Consider the following 15,901-nt stretch of genomic DNA (forward strand, 5'->3'; position numbering starts at 1 on the left):
TTAATTAGAAACGGAAAGAGGGAAAAGGTCATGAAATTAAAACCGGAGGGCGAACGTTTAAGAGATTTTTGGAAAGCATTAATGCCAGCTATGGTTCGGCTAGCTGAAAAAGAAAATGAAAATAAAAAAGGGGCGTAAATAATGGAGCGCATTATCATGGAACAAATTGAATTTGTTAAAAAACGTATTGTAGCAGCAGAGCAAAAGAAACAACATGCTACTGATTTGTATGAAGAAGGTATCCAAGCCGGCATGGTCATTGCTTACGAAATGGAGTTAAACGATTTGGAATATATGTTGGCATGTTATCACAAACATCAAGAAGCTAGAAAATTTGTATATGAAGGGGCGATTAAATAAAAAAGAGCCTGCGGGAACAGGACTCTCATAAATAATATTTCTTTAACAGTATAACCGAAAACTAAAATTCACTCAATGGGAGAGGAAAACATGAAAAACATCACATTACAAGTATTAATTCTTAAAAACTTTAAAGGTGTTAAAGAATTCAAATTAGATACACAAGGTTACAACGCTCAAGTATTCGGTGATAACGGCACAGGTAAAACAACATTGTTCGATGCATTCATTTGGTTGCTGTTTGATAAAGACAGCCAAAACAAAAAAGACTTTCAATTAAAAACAGTTAATGCAGTTGGTCAGGAAATCAACAACCTGGAACATGAAGTGGAAGGTATCTTCTCAGTAGATGGTACACCACTAAGTATCCGTAAAGTATTTAAAGAAAAATGGACGCGTAAACGTGGTGCTGCAACAACTGAATTCACAGGGCATACAACAGATTATTACGTGAACGGTGTACCAAGCAAGAAAAAAGAATTTACAGATGCGGTTGCAACTTTAATTGATGAAGATGTATTCAAACTGTTAACAAGCCCACTTTACTTTAATGAACAGTTACATTGGCAAAAGCGCCGTGAGTTACTTCTTCGAATCTCAGGCGACATCACAAATGAAGATGTAATCAACAGCAATAAAGAATTAGCTTCATTAGAAAACATTTTAAACGGCAAAAGCATTGAAGATCATCGCAAAATCATTGCGGCTAAACGTACTGAAATCAATAAAGAACTTACACGTATTCCAGTAAGAATTGATGAAGTAAGACGTTCTATTGTTGATGTATCAGAGTTAAATGAATCAGCAATTAATGAAGAAATTGAAAAGATTCAAGCGCTTATCACTCAGCAAGAAGAAGAACTTTCTCGTATTCAAAATGGCACAGAAGTTGTTGAGAAACAAAAGAAATTACGTGAAATTGAAAGTTCTTTAATTGAATTGAAAAACGAATACAAAGAAAAGAATTACGGTGAGTTAAATGCATTAAGAGATAAAGTTGCTGTTCAAAAAGATAAGAACAATCAATTCAATTTTGATATCAAACAGAAGCAACATGACTTAAATATTTATGAAGAACGTTTAAAAGCTTCCGAAAAGAACATTCAACATTTACGTGAAGAGTGGGTTAAAAAAGATAACGAAACGTTTGATGAACATAAAACAACTTGCTCTATGTGTGGTCAAGAATATCCGGAAGATCAAAAGCAAGAAATTATCGAAAAATTTAACATCGAAAAATCTCAGCAATTAGAGGAAATTATGAATGATGGAAAGTTAGTTGCTAAAGATGTTGAACAGTTGAAAGTTGATGTTTCAGCTATTAAAAATCAATTAATTTCTTTAGAAGCTGAAAAGAAAGAAAGTGAACGTGTTTTATCTGAATTGAAAACTCAGTATGGAGAGTTAAAAACCAACACTACAGCATTTGAAGAAACGGAAGAATTTAAAACAAAGCAAGCAGAAATAGCTTCTATTCAGGAAGAAATCCAACGTGTAAAAGATCATGCCAATGAAGAAGCTACTTTGGTCCGTGAGAAGATCATGAATCTTAAAGAAGATATTCGAAACTTAGAACGTGATAAAGCAAAGTTTGATCAAGTTGAAGCTTCTAATAAACGTATTGAAGAGCTAGAAGCAGAAGAAAAAACATTAGCAAAAGAGTTTGAAGAACTTGAACATCAGTTGTTCCTAACAGAAGAGTTCATTCGCTCAAAAGTTACTTTATTAGAAGAAAAAATTAACTCTAAATTCAAATATGCTCGTTTCCAACTATTTAAACAAAACATCAATGGTGGTCTTGAAGAGACATGCGAAACGTTATATCAAGGCGTTCCGTACTCAAGAGGTTTAAACAATGCAGCTCGTATCAATGTAGGTTTAGACATCATTTCAACGCTATCTGAACACTTTGGAGTTGCTTGCCCGATCTTCATCGATAACAGCGAGTCAGTTACAGAATTAATCGATATGGATACACAAATCATTTCATTAGTTGTAAGTGGTGCAGATGATGAACTACGAGTAGAGCAAGATGATAACAACTCATTAATCACTGTTGATTGCGAGGTAGTTTAAATGTCGAAAAAAGTTGTAACAGTAACGGTTAAAAGTTGGGAAGACAGTGATTATTGCACACATGATGTTTTAGAAGTGAACGGAAAACAAATATTCGGAGTGCGTCCTTTATCAGAGTGTCCAGAAGACGCAATCATCGGAAGGGATTTAATCTCTTCTAGTGAAATCGCCAGCTTTTTAGAAAACTTTTTAATTGAAAACAAAGGTAAACAAGTGAAGTTTGAATATCTAGAAGCAAACCCATACGAGGAGGAAGAATAATATGACAAATCAATTAGCATTAGTTAAAAAAGATACGGTAGATGTAGTAGCAGCAAAGGTAAAAGAGTTTCAAGAAAGTGGTGAACTACATTTCCCTGCTTTCTATAGCCCGGAAAATGCAATGAAATCAGCTTGGTTAATCCTTCAAAATACACAAGACCGAAATAAACGCCCAGCTTTAGAAGTTTGCACAAAAGATAGTATCGCTAATGCATTACTGGACATGGTGGTTCAAGGGTTAAACCCGGCAAAGAAGCAAGGTTACTTCATTGTTTACGGAAGCCAATTAACTTTCCAACGTTCTTACTTCGGAACAATGGCAGTTACAAAACGTGTAGCGAAAGCGAAAAGTATTGATGCAGCTGTTATTTATGAAGGTGACACGGTTGATTACGAAATCATTAATGGTCGAATCGCTAACCTTAAACATAAACAACAATTTGAGAACATCGATAAAGAAAAGATTATAGGTGCTTATGCAACGATTGTCCTTCCTGAAGGTGAAGTGTATATCGAGTTAATGACAATCGCAGAAATTAGACAAGCTTGGAGTAAAGCACAGTTTTGGAGCAAAGACCAAGACAAAGAAAAAGAAGGAAGTACGCATGATGAATTCAAGCAAGAAATGGCTAAAAAGACAGTCATCAATCGTGCTTGCAAGAAGTTCTTAAACTCTTCTGATGATGAAAGCGTCATGATGAAACACATCAATAAAGAAGATGAAGAAATCGAAGTACAGCAAGAAATCGATGAAAACGCAAATGGTGAAGTGCTAGATATGGATTATGAAGAGATCCAGGACGAACAAAAGCAAATTGAAAAACAAACAGAAGAACCAGCTGCAGATGAATATAACAAAAAGGTTCCAGAAGAAAAACAATCTGCTCTCGAAATGGATTTTGTAGAAGAACCTGAGAAAAACGGTGCGCCGTTTTGATTGACATTAAAGTAATTGGTTCATCAAGCAAGGGAAACGCTTACTTGCTTGATGACTCTCGTACAAAGTTGTTATTGGAATGTGGTGTAGGTTGGAAGCAAATTCAACAAGCTGCCGAATTTAAAACTTCTGAAATTGCAGGTTGTTTAGTCTCTCACGAACATGGTGATCATGTTAAATCCATCAAGGATGTTTTAAAAGCTGGTATCGACTGCTTTATGTCGAAGGGTACAGCGAACGCGATAAACGTTGAACATCATCGGATAAAAACGATACAAGCTAAGAAACCTTTTAAAATTGGAACGTTTCAAATTATGGCCTTTGATGTGCAGCATGATGTTTCTGAACCATTTGGCTTTCTGATTATGAATCAAGCCGGGGAAAAACTTCTCTTTGCTACAGATACTTATTACATCAAATATAAGTTCCCCGGACTAACTCACATAATGATCGAATGTAATTACTCATCATCTATCTTAGATGCAAACATAGCATTAGGTGTGATTCCGCAAGTAATGAAAAAACGAATCGCACGTTCACATTTTAGTTTAGAAAATGTAAAAGAATTCTTCAAAGCTAATGATTTGAGCAAAGTTGAACAAATACATCTCTTACATCTTAGCGACACAAATAGCGATGAAAACCTTTTCAAAGAAGAAATTATGAAATTGACCGGCAAGCCTGTATATATAGCATAGCGGGGTGAAGTAATGTTTAAAACACTAAAGATATGGGACCGGGAGCATTTTCCTCCTGGTTCTATCCTAAAAGTATCGGGTGTATCTGATTTATCCAAACATGCATTTCATGGCTACTATACATTAGTCGAGATAGATGAGGACATCATGGTGGTACAAGCTACAGACGGTCATTTCTACCGCCTATATGTCGGTGAAGTAGAAGATAAAGGGATTGTCATAAAAGTCTTTGTACAAGGTTCTGTTGAGCCATATGAGGAGGGAATCAAGTGGACATTATCATGAAGCGTTATGTCGAACAACAAAAAACAAGGGGGTGAATATCATGTCTCAGGTAGTCACAGTAAAAGTTAAATTGATTCCAACAAAAGAGCAGGCTTCTATTTTGCGTGAGATGAGTAAAGCGTACATCTCCACTATCAATACTCTCGTTTCTGAAATGGTTGCTGAAAAGAAAAGCACAAAGAAGTCGAGTAAAGATATTTCTGTTTCTTTGCCAAGTGCCGTTAAAAATCAGGCAATCAAAGACGCAAAAAGCGTATTCAAGAAAGCAAAGAAAAGTAAATTCACTACTGTTCCTGTTTTAAAGAAGCCCGTCTGCATTTGGAATAATCAAAACTATTCGTTTGATTTCACGCATATTTCAATACCTATCATGATAGACGGAAAAGCAAAGAAAACACCGATTCGTGCCTTGTTGATTGATAAAGACAATCGAAATTTTGATTTGTTAAAACATAAACTAGGTACACTTCGTATCACAAAGAAAGCGAGGAAATGGATTGCTCAAATTTCCGTCACTATTCCAACGATTGAAAAGACAGGTCTAAAGGTTATGGGTGTAGATTTAGGTTTAAAAGTTCCCGCTGTTGCCGTCACAGATGATGAAAAGGTACGCTTCTTTGGAAACGGCAGGCAAAACAAGTACATGAAGCGTAAGTTCCGTTCTGAACGCAAAGTGCTAGGAAAAAAGAAAAAGTTAAATGCCATTCGCAGTTCAAAAGATAAGGAACAACGTTGGATGAAAGACCAAGACCATAAAGTGAGTCGTGCAATTGTTAATTTTGCAAAAGAAAATAAAATTTCTGTCATTCGCTTAGAACAATTAGCGAATATCAGGCAGACGGCAAGAACAAGCCGTAAAAACGAAAAGAATCTGCACACCTGGTCATTTTATCGTCTATCTCAATTCATTGAATATAAAGCGAATTTAGAAGGCATTAGAGTTGAATATGTAAATCCTGCATACACAAGTCAAACATGTCCAAAATGCTCTGAGAAAAACAAAGCAAAAGACCGTAAGTATACATGTAAGTGCGGATTCGAAAAACATCGTGATTTAGTCGGTGCTATGAACATTCGATATGCACCTGTGATTGATGGTAACAGTCAATCAGCCTAAGATGCTATATGCACTGTCTTAGGAGGGGTGATGAGACACCCTCATCTTGAAGGCTGTTCAAAACAGAAATGGACTGCGAACGCTTAGTCATTCAAGAATCCCACCCGTCACACCGTAAGGTGTAGGGCTTGCGGCTTTAGCCGTGGGAGTCTCAAACCACAGATGATACCTTGTACTGTGTAAAAATGCGAAAGGTGGAGGTGTTTATATGAAATTACATCTTACATTAGGAGAATTCGTTATCTTAGCTTTTTGGTTATGGATCATGTTGTTACTAGGAGCATCTATCTTCTATGTGCAGGTTTATAGCAGGGTTAAAAGGTGGGTAAGACGATGAGTTACCGCTTCTTCTGTACAGTTTGTCAATTTGAAATGCTTAGCTGCTATGTGTTACCTCTACTTAAATGTGAGTGTGGATGCTTGGTGGAACATGAAGAATTGGAGGGGATGGAATGAAAGCTAATCTGGAACATGCACAAGTAACTGTTTTACTTGAAATCAATGGACAAATACATTTAGTGGCTATGGATAAAGAGAAGTTAGATGCCATTAACATGTTAGTTAAATCTTCTGCTGAAATGGTTGTACCAACAGGTAAGAGTCAAGCTGATTTAAACAAGTTTTTAGGATATACAAGAGTTTAAGGGTAAATGTCCACTTTACGGACAGAGTGACTTTAATATAATACGTCGTCATTGACGGAAAAAGCGACATAAAGGGAGAGAGCGAAATGACAAATAAAACTAAAATGGAGCTTTACCATGACCATTTTCAAAACTTTAAAAGATACAACATACCGAGAGCGCAATTAGTTATAGCGGATATCCCTTACAACTTAGGGAATAACGCATACGCTTCAAGTAACCAATGGTATATAGATGGTGATAACAAGAACGGTGAAAGTAAACTAGCAGGTAAATCGTTTTTTAAAACGGATGAAAATTTCAATCTTGCCGAGTATATGCACTTTTGTAGCAAGTTATTGAAAAAAGAACCAAAAGAAAAAAACCAAGCACCTGCCATGATTGTATTTTGTTCCTATCAACAAATGCCGATGATTGAGGAGTATGGAAGAAAACATGGGTTTAAAAACTCATATCCATTGTTTTTTATTAAAAATACAAGTTCTCAAGTGTTAAAAGCGAATATGAAGATTGTAGGAGCGACAGAGCATGCAGTTGTCCTATATCGTGATAAGTTACCCAAGTTTAGAAATGGTAAAACGGAAGAAACAAAAGGCCGAATGATTAAAAACTGGTTTGAGTGGAAACGAGATAACGCAAAAGAATATCCACGAGTTCACCCAACGCAAAAGCCTGTAAATGTGTTAAAAGAGTTGATTCAAATTTTTACTGATGAAGGTGATGTTGTCATTGATCCATGTGCGGGTAGTGGTTCGACATTAAGGGCTTCGTATGAATTAAACCGCCACAGTTTTGGTTTTGAAATTGAAAAAGAATTTTACAACAAAGCAAAAGAATCCATGTTGAATGTTGAAAAAGTAAAAAAATTCGAGCAGTTAGAATTGATTTGATTGTGTCGCACTTCGAGAATAAAGCGAAATAAAAATCTGGGGGAAGTAAGATGCACAAGCAGCAGCTTCTATTGATAAAACAATATCAAGATCGCATAAATGATTTATTGAAAGAAAACAATCAGTTGAAGCGTGATTATCTTAATGTCATTAAGAAGATGAAAAAGATGCGAAAGAAGGGGCATGCAAAGTGAAAGTGACGAAAGAACAACGGTTACAAGCAAAAGCGAATGGCATTTCGGAAGCTGCATTATACAGTCGTCTTAAATTAGGGTGGAGCATCAAACAAGCTATCCACATTCCAGTTAATTCGCATCACGTACTTTGCAAAGAAGATATTGAGCGCGCAAAAGAATACGGTGTACACAAACGCATGTTATATGCCCGCACTATGGAATTGGGCTGGGACTTAGAACGAGCAATTACGACTCCACCTAGGTATACAAGTGCTAGTACATCAAGGGAGTTCCCTGAAACAAAGCGGTTACGTGAGTTAGCAGAAGCGAATGGTGTGCCGTTTAAACTAGCTTATGGTCGTTACTACCGCAGGGGTTGGGATTTAGAACGAGCTGCTACTGAACCGAGAAAAACAGCAAATAAATAGAGAGCGTGTTATTCGCTCTCTTGGGAATCGGATTCTTCTAATACAAGAAGATCGCCTATGTCACAACCGAAGAAATCACACAAGATACCTACTGTACCGAAATCTAACTGCTTTGTTTCTTCATCGTATAAGCGAGTTAATGTAGGTCTTGAAATACCTGTTTCTTTTGATAATTGGTTAATGCTCCTGATTTTATGCTTACCCATAAGTTCATGGAGCTTTATCCTAACTTTTTTCACCTTGTCCCACCGCCTAATTTAGATATATGCAATATTGTAAAAGGATATACCCTGAATTGTAAATTTTTTTGGAAATTTTGTGAAATGTATATTCCAATTCTGTAATGGGTATGTTACAATCATAGTACAAGCCACAGAGGAAAGCGAGGTGTAAATAATGGCAAAGAAAAATGAAGTGAAAATCAACCACAATTACAAGATCATGCTGGATGAACTAATGTGGCAGAAAAGAGTCAAGTCACTTAATTATCTTAGCGTCAAAACAAAAATCAGTCGTCCAACACTTCAAAGGTTGCGTGACAATGAAGCAAATGGAATCAACTTAGATACACTCGAAAAGCTTTGTGCGTTCCTTAATTGTGAAATTACGGATCTGATTGTAAAGAAAGAAAAAGTACAAGCGTAAAGGAGTTGGGGAAATGAACGATTTAAAAATCATCGCTGACGGTTTAATACCGGTGTATGTAACTTCTACAGGAGAACGAGTGGTAGATGCTCGAGAGTTACATGAAAAATTAATGGTTGGTAAGGATTTTACATCTTGGATTAAAGATCGTATTGAGAAATACGGGTTCATTGAAGAAGAAGACTTTTCACCAATTTTGGGGGAAAGCCTTGGTGGAAGACCTAGAACAGAATACATTTTGAAATTAGCGACAGCTAAAGAAATTGCAATGGTTCAGAACAATGAAATGGGTCGTGTAGCAAGAAGATACTTCATTGAAGTGGAAGAGGAATTTAATAAAAAATCTAAGCAACCTATGACGCAGCTTGAAGTGTTGCAAGGTGCAATCAATCAAATGGTTGCACAAGAACAACGTGTGAATCAGTTGGAACAAAAACAAAATCGGATTGAACAAGAAAATCAAGTGTTAAAGCACCGTATCGATAATTTAGATAACGTTAATATCAGTGGGGATCTTAGACAACGACTCAATGCAATGGTCAGAAAATTAGCAAATCAAGACGGCATCCAGTATGGTGCAGCTTGGAAAGTGTTCGTTCAATCGTTTAATACAGCTTATAAAACGAACTTAGAGCTTAAACGCCAACATCATATTAATAAGACAGGTAAAGATATCAGCCGGCCACGCTTCTTAGAAGAGATTGGATTGTTAGAAGATGCGGTAAGAGTTGCAGATAAAATGTTAAATCGCGTTGCTAATTAAAAGGGGGAGAAACAAATGAATAACTTAAAAACGACTAAACAAATACATGCTAGTGTTGGAATTGAATTTGTACACGGTGATTTATACGGAGTGGCAATGGATGTTGTGAAAAAGTTTGTAGCAAAAAGTGATACACGCCCTATCCTGCAATACGCTTTACACACTTCAAACGGTGACGTTGTAGCAACTGATTCACACCGATTAATAAAAATCGAAAACATTCATGGGTTCGAACAGGAATATATCATCAACCCTAAAAATTTAATGGTTGCCAAAAGTGACCGTTACCCGGATGTTGCAAAGCTTATAGAAACAGCTAACGAAAATTCATTCGAAGCAATCACTTTGAATAAAGAACACATTCATTTATGGCTCAACATTTTTAAATCAATTATGCAAACCATGAAAGCTATGAAGGTGGTTTCGAGAAATAAAACGGTTGATCTTCAATTCAACAAAGAAGGGATTTCTGTTTCGGTGGACACGTTAAAAGTCGATTTCACTTTACCTTTCGAAACATACGCACAACCATCTAGCTTATCTCGTATCCGTTTTAATTGTGAATACATGAAAGACGCTATGGAAGCTCATTTCAAACTTAATTCACCTGAAGTGACAATTCGATTCACTGGTGATATGCGCCCATTTACTTTAAGTGATGGAGTTATGGTTACTACGTTAGTTCTTCCGGTGAGAATTTATGAGTAAGGAAACAAATAAAAAAACCCGATGTTGGCGCATCGGATCCAAAAGAAATAATTGTACACATATTATACCACATAAAGGAGCGTTTTAAATGGCTAAATATAGACAAGTTCACACAACATTTTGGGATGATGCTTTTGTTTTAGATTTAACACCCGAAGAAAAGTATTTCTACCTTTACCTTATGACTAATAACAAAACAACTCAATGTGGTATTTATGAGCTGCCTAAACGAGTGATTGAAATGCATACAGGTTATAACCGTGAAACAGTCGATAAATTACTGCAGCGTTTTGTTGATTACGAAAAAATCATTTACAACGATAAAACAAAAGAGATCATGATGCGAAACTGGGCTAAGTACAATTTTATTAACTCTCCAAAGGTTAAAGTTTGTATTGAAAAAGAGTTAGAAACCGTTAAGTTTCAAGGGTTCATCGATGAATATTTAGATGAACTAAAAAAACACGGATACGGTATCGATACGGTATCTGAAAAAAAAGATACGGTACCTATAGACCATAGGGAAGAAGAAGAAAAGAATAATAAGAATAAGAATAAGAATAAAAAGAAAAAGAGTAGTCACAAGTATGAAACTTGCGACGTCGATTTAGCTAAAAAGTTATTCAATCTTATTTTAGAAACAGACAACCATGTACGAGAACCTAATTTTGAAAAGTGGGCTAATGACATTCGTTTAATGCGTGAGAAAGATGGACGAACTGTTGAACAAATCGATTATCTAATTACTTGGTCACATCAACATCACTTTTGGAAATCAAACATTCTAAGCACAGCAAAATTACGTGAAAAGGCTACAACCTTAATCGCTCAAATTAAAGGTGAGAAAGAAAAGAAAGTAAACATCGGAACACATCAAAAGCAAAACAGCTTATTTAAACCGAGTGAAGAAACCTTAGAACGCCAAAATAAATTAGAACCTCTCACAGACGAAGCGTTAGAACGTTCAAATAAAGCCGTAGAGGAGATGGAGTTTTAATGGAAAAGCCATTTGATGAAAAGATGATGTTGCCCCTTATGAAGCGTAACTTTAAATATCAATTTCCTGCTTATGCAGAAGCAACGGAAGTAGATGTTATTCCAGGTCAATGTCCAGTATGTGAAGCAGAAGATTTTTGGTGTTATTCCTTCTTGTATAAGGGCGAAAAACTCGTAATACCTGCTTGGAAGAAATGTTTGAAATGTGGAAACAAAGAATTATCAAAAATCGCAACGGATCATGCAGAAGAAAAACGGTTGAATCACCTCATTACTAATTGGTATGAAGCAACAGATGATGAGAAGTTCGGATTTAAAAATTATGAAGTTAGTAACAGCGTCCAATTAGAAGCGAGGGACAAGATAAGAAACTATGTACAAGCTATTTGCCAAAACTCATTAAAGGATGAAACAAATTTGCTCGTTCAAGGTTCAACAGGAACAGGGAAAACGCACTTAACCAAAGCAGCAGCAAGAACATTGAAACACAGAGGCTTAAAGGTAGGTTTTGTAACAGCTCATTCGCTCTTTCATAAGTTTAAATCAACATTTGGTAAACCTGATACGGAAGTTTTGCAAAAACGCTTATACGGAGAAATGAAGACTCTAGACGTACTCTTCATTGATGATGTAGGTGCAGAAGCAGTCAAATTGGATCAAGAAGCAAGTTGGGCCATTACTACATGGACAAACATTGTAGAAAATAGAAAAGGTTTGCCGACAGTGTGGACGACAAACCATGATGAAGACCAATTGAAGCGTGTTGTAGGTGATAGAGCGTACAGTCGCATGTACGAAGAAACACGATTCATTGATATGTTTACAACTGATTATCGGAAAAATAAAGCTATTATGTAGGGTTTCCAAACGAATGATAAATATACCTTTCTAGGAGGATGGAGAAATGAAGAAGCAAAGATGGAGATTCACAAAAGGTAAACAATATTTCTGTTCACGTTGTAAATACCATATGGACAAAAGATATTTAACAAAGGAAGACACGAAATGCAGCTATATCTATTGTTCGTCAACTTGTCATATGCATGATGTTGGTATGAGTTGGAGCGATTTTTGCTAATAAAAATAAAAGGGGTGTTCAAATGGAAAACGAACAATATTGGGGAGTTTGTGTTGGTGCAGGAAAAGAAGCTGAGATAGTTGCGGTTTATAAGACGTACGACAAAGCCGTGCAAGAATCGATGTTCTTCACACATGAAACTCAAATGCCACATACGGTAATGCCTGTAGTTAAGAAGAAAAAGTCTTGATTGTGAACAAATACCTTTTTAGGGGGATGGAGAAATGACGAAGATTCAACCTGAAACAGAAGAACAAAAACAATGGTTCTTTCTAGGTTATTTACATGCAATGGTTAGTGATTTTGCAAGACAAACAAATCGTTCTTATGAAGAAGCGGATAAAATCATCAGAGATAACTTAATGGAACAAATTAAGCGTGAAATGAAGGTTAAAGACAATGTGTAACACTTGTAACGGGTTAGGGAGAGTGGCTAACTCTCCTGCTCCCGGAATGATCGTCGTAGAAAATTGCTCTTGCTCTCATGATATGTCCGGTTTGGACAGGTTAGAACAACAATTAATGGAATTGGATGCACGAATTGAATATTTTGAAAGGGAGAATGGGATATGACAACAGTAGTGAGGATTGAGGATGCTGTTATCACCAGGATTGAACAGAAGTATTTAAACAAGCGTAAACACTTCAACGGAATCAAAGGCGTAGAGAATAAAGGGAAAGTCTACTACGCCTTAGACGATTGCGACTCACACGGAATCAGTCTTGACTGGTACGAAGAAGATGTGGAAGAGGTAGACCGCTTGTACACTAACGGATTGACAGTCAAACAGATAGCCAAGCACTTTAAACGAAATATAGATGACGTAGCCATTTTAATTATAGATCGTGCAATAAAAGGAAAAATTCAACCAAAGGAGCGGTTGACATGAAACCACAAGACATACTCAGAATGTCAGAGATTGCTCAATATGACATTTATGCTCAAGGAAATATAAAGGCTCATGACAAGTACATTAAACAGCTAGAAACGGAGAATAAGCAACTTAAACAACGTGTAGAGAGTTTAGATAGATTGAATCAAATGTTAATGAGGTTAATAAAATGAATCCGCAACGGTTGGCGGTCATTAACAAGATTGATGATTTAATAGACCGAAAGTGCAAGAGTTGCAAAAACTATGGTAATCGGAAGAATATGCATCATTGCACACCTTGTCCGGTCAACAAGCAGTTGCTTGCATTAGGAGATAAATTAAACAAAATATCAAGGGGGAAACAAAAAATGACGAAAGTGCAAAAGAAAGTGTTTTCAAAAGAAACATATCAGTTAATGGCTGAAACAAAAACTGATACTGAAATTGCAAGAGAGTTTGGTATCAAACAACCAACATTGGCTTATCACAAAAAGAAATGGTTCGGTGGAAAACAAGATGCGAAAAAAAATCAGCAACCCGATCAAGAGTATCAAAAGTTGATGGGTGAGTTGAAAGTTCAGCTAGATAAAAAGAAAGTTACAGTGGAGCAGTTAGAGGATAAAATTCATCAGCTAACGGAAACAGTCACAGCGAAGAATCAACGTGTGAGTGAACTAGAACGAGAGAATGAGAGATTAAAAGCAGATATAGAGACGCTGCAAGATGATATTGAAAACATCGAGTGTCTGCATGGTGCAGAATCACTAGAACAGGAACATATTGCAAAGGTTGCTGAAACCTACAAAAACGAGCTGGAACAACAAGTGAAACAAAATCAAGAACTACGCAATCGTATACGCTCAACAGTAAAAGAATTAGCTCAATACATTTAAGGGAGTTGGGGGAAATGAAAGCTGATGAACTTGTAATGATTCATTGTATCTTTAACCGCAAAATTCATGGATGCATGGCGTACGTACACAGCTTTGATAAAACAAATGATTTAGCAAATGTCCGATTATTAAAATACGCTACAGGCGTCGCAGTACCACTACACATCGAGATGACTTTACATAAAAGGTACTTAAAACAGATAGATACACAAATGGATTACCGTCATGTCATTGACCTAGCATTAGCAACCAATGATCGTGAGTGGTTCGAGGAATTAGTGGGGAGGGAGAAAGTTGTTGAATGAATTTAATCCGTGTCCAAAGCCTACTAAGGTAGACAAGAAGTTAAAGTCGTATATGAAAAAGCGTCCAAAGAAAACGAAGAAAACAAACCCTTTGAAACAAGAAATCTATAAAGGTCGCAAAATACCAACGAAGCAACAACGTGGGAAGATTACTACAGCTCAATACAACGAAGCAGCTAGACAGCATGGATACGAATGTTATGTATGTGGTTGCCAAACTAGTTTAGAAGCTCATCACGTAAAATTTCGTGGGAATTCGGGTCGTGGGGGATGGAGAAACATCAGATTCCTTTGTTCAGAGCATCATAGGGGTAATTACAGCCCACACCAAAATGAAACGCTTAGAAAGGAAATAGAAGCGTTACACGAAGAGTTATATGGACCGCATTACTTCTGCGATAAATACGATTTATTCAAATTAGGATTGATACCAAATACAGATGATAAATCATTTGAGAAGTTTTTCGGGGAAGGGGAGAGTTGATATGCGGCGCTTAAAGGATCTGCATGTTGAATAAGATGACAACTACCGCATCTTATACCATCCAGAGATACACCTTAAACAAGGGACACCTTGGAGTGAAGAAGATTTAGAGTATCTATGTAAGTATCACGAATATGACGGCTTACAGTCGATGAGCATGGCGTTAGAACGCACACAGACAACCATTGCTACTAAACTAGTTAAACTACAGCAGACAGGGCGTTATCAGCGTTATAAAGAGAGGGAGAAATATTGGGTGAATAAATAAGGGGGAGCATATGAAACGATATGTGAAGGTAAAAGTGGAGAGGAACACCGATCAAGAGGTTTTGCAAGTCGTAACAGTGGACAATTCGCAGCCGAAAGACTTTGATTATTTAATCTTTGTTCAGAAATAAGCAAAACTAATCCATTTAAAACATTACTACAAAGTGCTTACGAACACAAAGGGGAACAGAGGAGGTATAAAATGCCAGGTAAACCGTATAAGGATATAAGTGGTCAAAGGTTTGGGCGATTGATAGCTGTAGATTTAGTGGCTGAAAAAGGAAAACGAACGCGTTGGCGGTGTAAATGTGATTGTGGTGGCGAAAGATTAGTGCCTTTAAATTCTTTGAACTCAGGTAAATGTAAAAGTTGCGGGTGTCTCAGGAAAGAAAATACCAGCAAAACATTTAAAAAGCATGGACTTACAGATACAAGATTATACGAAATTTGGTTAAACATGCGTAACAGATGCAAGAATCATAAAAATTCTTCTTTTAAAAATTATGGTGGAAGAGGGATTGAGATTTCTGAAGAGTGGGATGTTTTTGAAAACTTCTACAAATGGTCTATGGAAAACGGTTATAACGATGAGTTATCAATTGATCGAATTAATAATGATGGGAATTACGAACCTTCTAATTGTAGGTGGGAGACAAGGGAGGTACAAGCTAACAATACACGGATTAATGTTTTTACTGAAGTTGAAGGCGTAACAAGAACATTATCAGAACACGCAAGACACTATAACATTAATTATTTCACTTTTCATCACAGATATCACGAAATTGGTTTGCGTGGTGAGGATTTGATAAAGCCAGTCCAAAAGAAACAACTATCGATTGAAATAGATGGTCAAATAAAATCACTGAAGGCTTGGGCGAGACATTATGGTTTAAACTACAGAACTGTCCAACATCGATACAGCAAAGGGATTAGAGGTAAGAAGCTGTTTGGCCCAGTAGATCCGATAATGAGTGCTAAAGCAAATAAATTAAAAGAGATGAGAGGTAATTAAC

General features: G+C 36.6%; 25 protein-coding genes. 24 read left to right on the forward strand and 1 reads right to left on the reverse strand.

Going from position 1 to position 15,901, the window contains the following annotated elements; all coding sequences use genetic code 11:
- Positions 1-141 precede the first annotated feature (141 nt).
- From MKZ18_RS06365 to MKZ18_RS06415, 11 genes are all read left to right on the forward strand, one after another.
- Positions 142-360, forward strand: a complete 219-nt coding sequence (locus tag MKZ18_RS06365) for a hypothetical protein (RefSeq protein WP_340842784.1) — start codon at positions 142-144, stop codon at positions 358-360.
- A 90-nt stretch (positions 361-450) separates the two neighbouring features.
- Positions 451-2,436, forward strand: a complete 1,986-nt coding sequence (locus MKZ18_RS06370) for an ATP-binding protein (protein WP_340842782.1) — start codon at positions 451-453, stop codon at positions 2,434-2,436.
- Positions 2,437-2,697: a hypothetical protein gene (locus MKZ18_RS06375; protein ID WP_340842781.1), complete on the forward strand. Its 261-nt coding sequence runs from the start codon at positions 2,437-2,439 to the stop codon at positions 2,695-2,697.
- Position 2,698: 1 nt separating this feature from the next.
- Positions 2,699-3,634 (forward strand): recombinase RecT, encoded by a 936-nt coding sequence (locus MKZ18_RS06380; RefSeq protein WP_340842779.1) that lies wholly within the window; start codon positions 2,699-2,701, stop codon positions 3,632-3,634.
- Entirely contained in the window at positions 3,631-4,332 is a 702-nt protein-coding gene (locus MKZ18_RS06385; protein WP_340842778.1) for an MBL fold metallo-hydrolase, read from the forward strand. Before MKZ18_RS06380 ends, MKZ18_RS06385 begins: the two co-directional genes overlap by 4 nt.
- 12 nt (positions 4,333-4,344) lie before the next feature.
- A complete protein-coding gene (locus MKZ18_RS06390; RefSeq protein WP_340842776.1) occupies positions 4,345-4,617 on the forward strand; it encodes a hypothetical protein in 273 nt (90 codons plus the stop codon).
- Between the two features lie 40 nt (positions 4,618-4,657).
- Positions 4,658-5,734 carry an RNA-guided endonuclease InsQ/TnpB family protein gene (locus tag MKZ18_RS06395; protein ID WP_340842775.1) on the forward strand — a complete coding sequence of 359 codons (1,077 nt, stop codon included), beginning with the start codon at positions 4,658-4,660 and terminating at the stop codon, positions 5,732-5,734.
- Positions 5,735-6,186: 452 nt separating this feature from the next.
- Entirely contained in the window at positions 6,187-6,378 is a 192-nt protein-coding gene (locus tag MKZ18_RS06400) for a hypothetical protein (protein WP_340842773.1), read from the forward strand.
- Between the two features lie 86 nt (positions 6,379-6,464).
- Complete coding sequence (locus tag MKZ18_RS06405) at positions 6,465-7,268, forward strand: DNA-methyltransferase (RefSeq protein ID WP_340842771.1); 804 nt, start codon at positions 6,465-6,467, stop codon at positions 7,266-7,268.
- 50 nt (positions 7,269-7,318) lie between these two features.
- Positions 7,319-7,462, forward strand: coding sequence for a hypothetical protein (locus MKZ18_RS06410; protein WP_340842770.1), 144 nt, complete (start codon positions 7,319-7,321; stop codon positions 7,460-7,462).
- Positions 7,459-7,872 carry a hypothetical protein gene (locus tag MKZ18_RS06415; protein WP_340842769.1) on the forward strand — a complete coding sequence of 138 codons (414 nt, stop codon included), beginning with the start codon at positions 7,459-7,461 and terminating at the stop codon, positions 7,870-7,872. Before MKZ18_RS06410 ends, MKZ18_RS06415 begins: the two co-directional genes overlap by 4 nt.
- 8 nt (positions 7,873-7,880) lie before the next feature.
- Here MKZ18_RS06415 and MKZ18_RS06420 read toward each other — a convergent pair whose 3' ends face one another.
- Positions 7,881-8,111, reverse strand: coding sequence for a helix-turn-helix domain-containing protein (locus MKZ18_RS06420; protein ID WP_340842767.1), 231 nt, complete (start codon positions 8,109-8,111; stop codon positions 7,881-7,883).
- A gap of 157 nt (positions 8,112-8,268) precedes the next feature.
- Here MKZ18_RS06420 and MKZ18_RS06425 point away from each other — a divergent pair, with 157 nt between their 5' ends.
- The 13 genes from MKZ18_RS06425 (at position 8,269) to MKZ18_RS06485 (ending at position 15,900) form a co-directional block, all read left to right on the forward strand.
- Positions 8,269-8,517 carry a helix-turn-helix domain-containing protein gene (locus tag MKZ18_RS06425; protein WP_340842766.1) on the forward strand — a complete coding sequence of 83 codons (249 nt, stop codon included), beginning with the start codon at positions 8,269-8,271 and terminating at the stop codon, positions 8,515-8,517.
- Positions 8,518-8,530: 13 nt separating this feature from the next.
- Positions 8,531-9,280 carry an antA/AntB antirepressor family protein gene (locus MKZ18_RS06430; RefSeq protein ID WP_100347521.1) on the forward strand — a complete coding sequence of 250 codons (750 nt, stop codon included), beginning with the start codon at positions 8,531-8,533 and terminating at the stop codon, positions 9,278-9,280.
- A gap of 15 nt (positions 9,281-9,295) precedes the next feature.
- Positions 9,296-9,988, forward strand: coding sequence for a hypothetical protein (locus tag MKZ18_RS06435; RefSeq protein WP_340842764.1), 693 nt, complete (start codon positions 9,296-9,298; stop codon positions 9,986-9,988).
- Between the two features lie 88 nt (positions 9,989-10,076).
- Positions 10,077-10,985 (forward strand): hypothetical protein, encoded by a 909-nt coding sequence (locus MKZ18_RS06440; RefSeq protein WP_340842762.1) that lies wholly within the window; start codon positions 10,077-10,079, stop codon positions 10,983-10,985.
- A complete protein-coding gene (locus MKZ18_RS06445; protein WP_340842761.1) occupies positions 10,985-11,842 on the forward strand; it encodes an ATP-binding protein in 858 nt (285 codons plus the stop codon). Before MKZ18_RS06440 ends, MKZ18_RS06445 begins: the two co-directional genes overlap by 1 nt.
- A 242-nt stretch (positions 11,843-12,084) precedes the next feature.
- Positions 12,085-12,252, forward strand: a complete 168-nt coding sequence (locus tag MKZ18_RS06450; RefSeq protein WP_340842759.1) for a hypothetical protein — start codon at positions 12,085-12,087, stop codon at positions 12,250-12,252.
- A 34-nt stretch (positions 12,253-12,286) separates the two neighbouring features.
- Positions 12,287-12,469, forward strand: coding sequence for a hypothetical protein (locus MKZ18_RS06455; protein WP_340842758.1), 183 nt, complete (start codon positions 12,287-12,289; stop codon positions 12,467-12,469).
- Positions 12,470-12,631: 162 nt separating this feature from the next.
- A complete protein-coding gene (locus MKZ18_RS06460; protein ID WP_340842757.1) occupies positions 12,632-12,952 on the forward strand; it encodes a hypothetical protein in 321 nt (106 codons plus the stop codon).
- Entirely contained in the window at positions 12,949-13,128 is a 180-nt protein-coding gene (locus MKZ18_RS06465; RefSeq protein ID WP_340842755.1) for a hypothetical protein, read from the forward strand. The genes MKZ18_RS06460 and MKZ18_RS06465 overlap by 4 nt, the downstream gene beginning before the upstream one ends.
- A 176-nt stretch (positions 13,129-13,304) precedes the next feature.
- Positions 13,305-13,829 carry a hypothetical protein gene (locus MKZ18_RS06470; RefSeq protein WP_340842754.1) on the forward strand — a complete coding sequence of 175 codons (525 nt, stop codon included), beginning with the start codon at positions 13,305-13,307 and terminating at the stop codon, positions 13,827-13,829.
- 14 nt (positions 13,830-13,843) lie between these two features.
- Positions 13,844-14,134 (forward strand): hypothetical protein, encoded by a 291-nt coding sequence (locus MKZ18_RS06475; protein ID WP_340842753.1) that lies wholly within the window; start codon positions 13,844-13,846, stop codon positions 14,132-14,134.
- Positions 14,127-14,618, forward strand: a complete 492-nt coding sequence (locus MKZ18_RS06480; RefSeq protein ID WP_340842751.1) for a hypothetical protein — start codon at positions 14,127-14,129, stop codon at positions 14,616-14,618. Before MKZ18_RS06475 ends, MKZ18_RS06480 begins: the two co-directional genes overlap by 8 nt.
- A 469-nt stretch (positions 14,619-15,087) precedes the next feature.
- Positions 15,088-15,900: a hypothetical protein gene (locus MKZ18_RS06485; protein WP_340842749.1), complete on the forward strand. Its 813-nt coding sequence runs from the start codon at positions 15,088-15,090 to the stop codon at positions 15,898-15,900.
- The last annotated feature ends 1 nt before the right edge of the window (position 15,901 follow it).

It is taken from the genome of Priestia sp. FSL W8-0001, assembly GCF_038050335.1.
In the GTDB taxonomy this organism is placed as follows: domain Bacteria; phylum Bacillota; class Bacilli; order Bacillales; family Bacillaceae_H; genus Priestia; species Priestia flexa.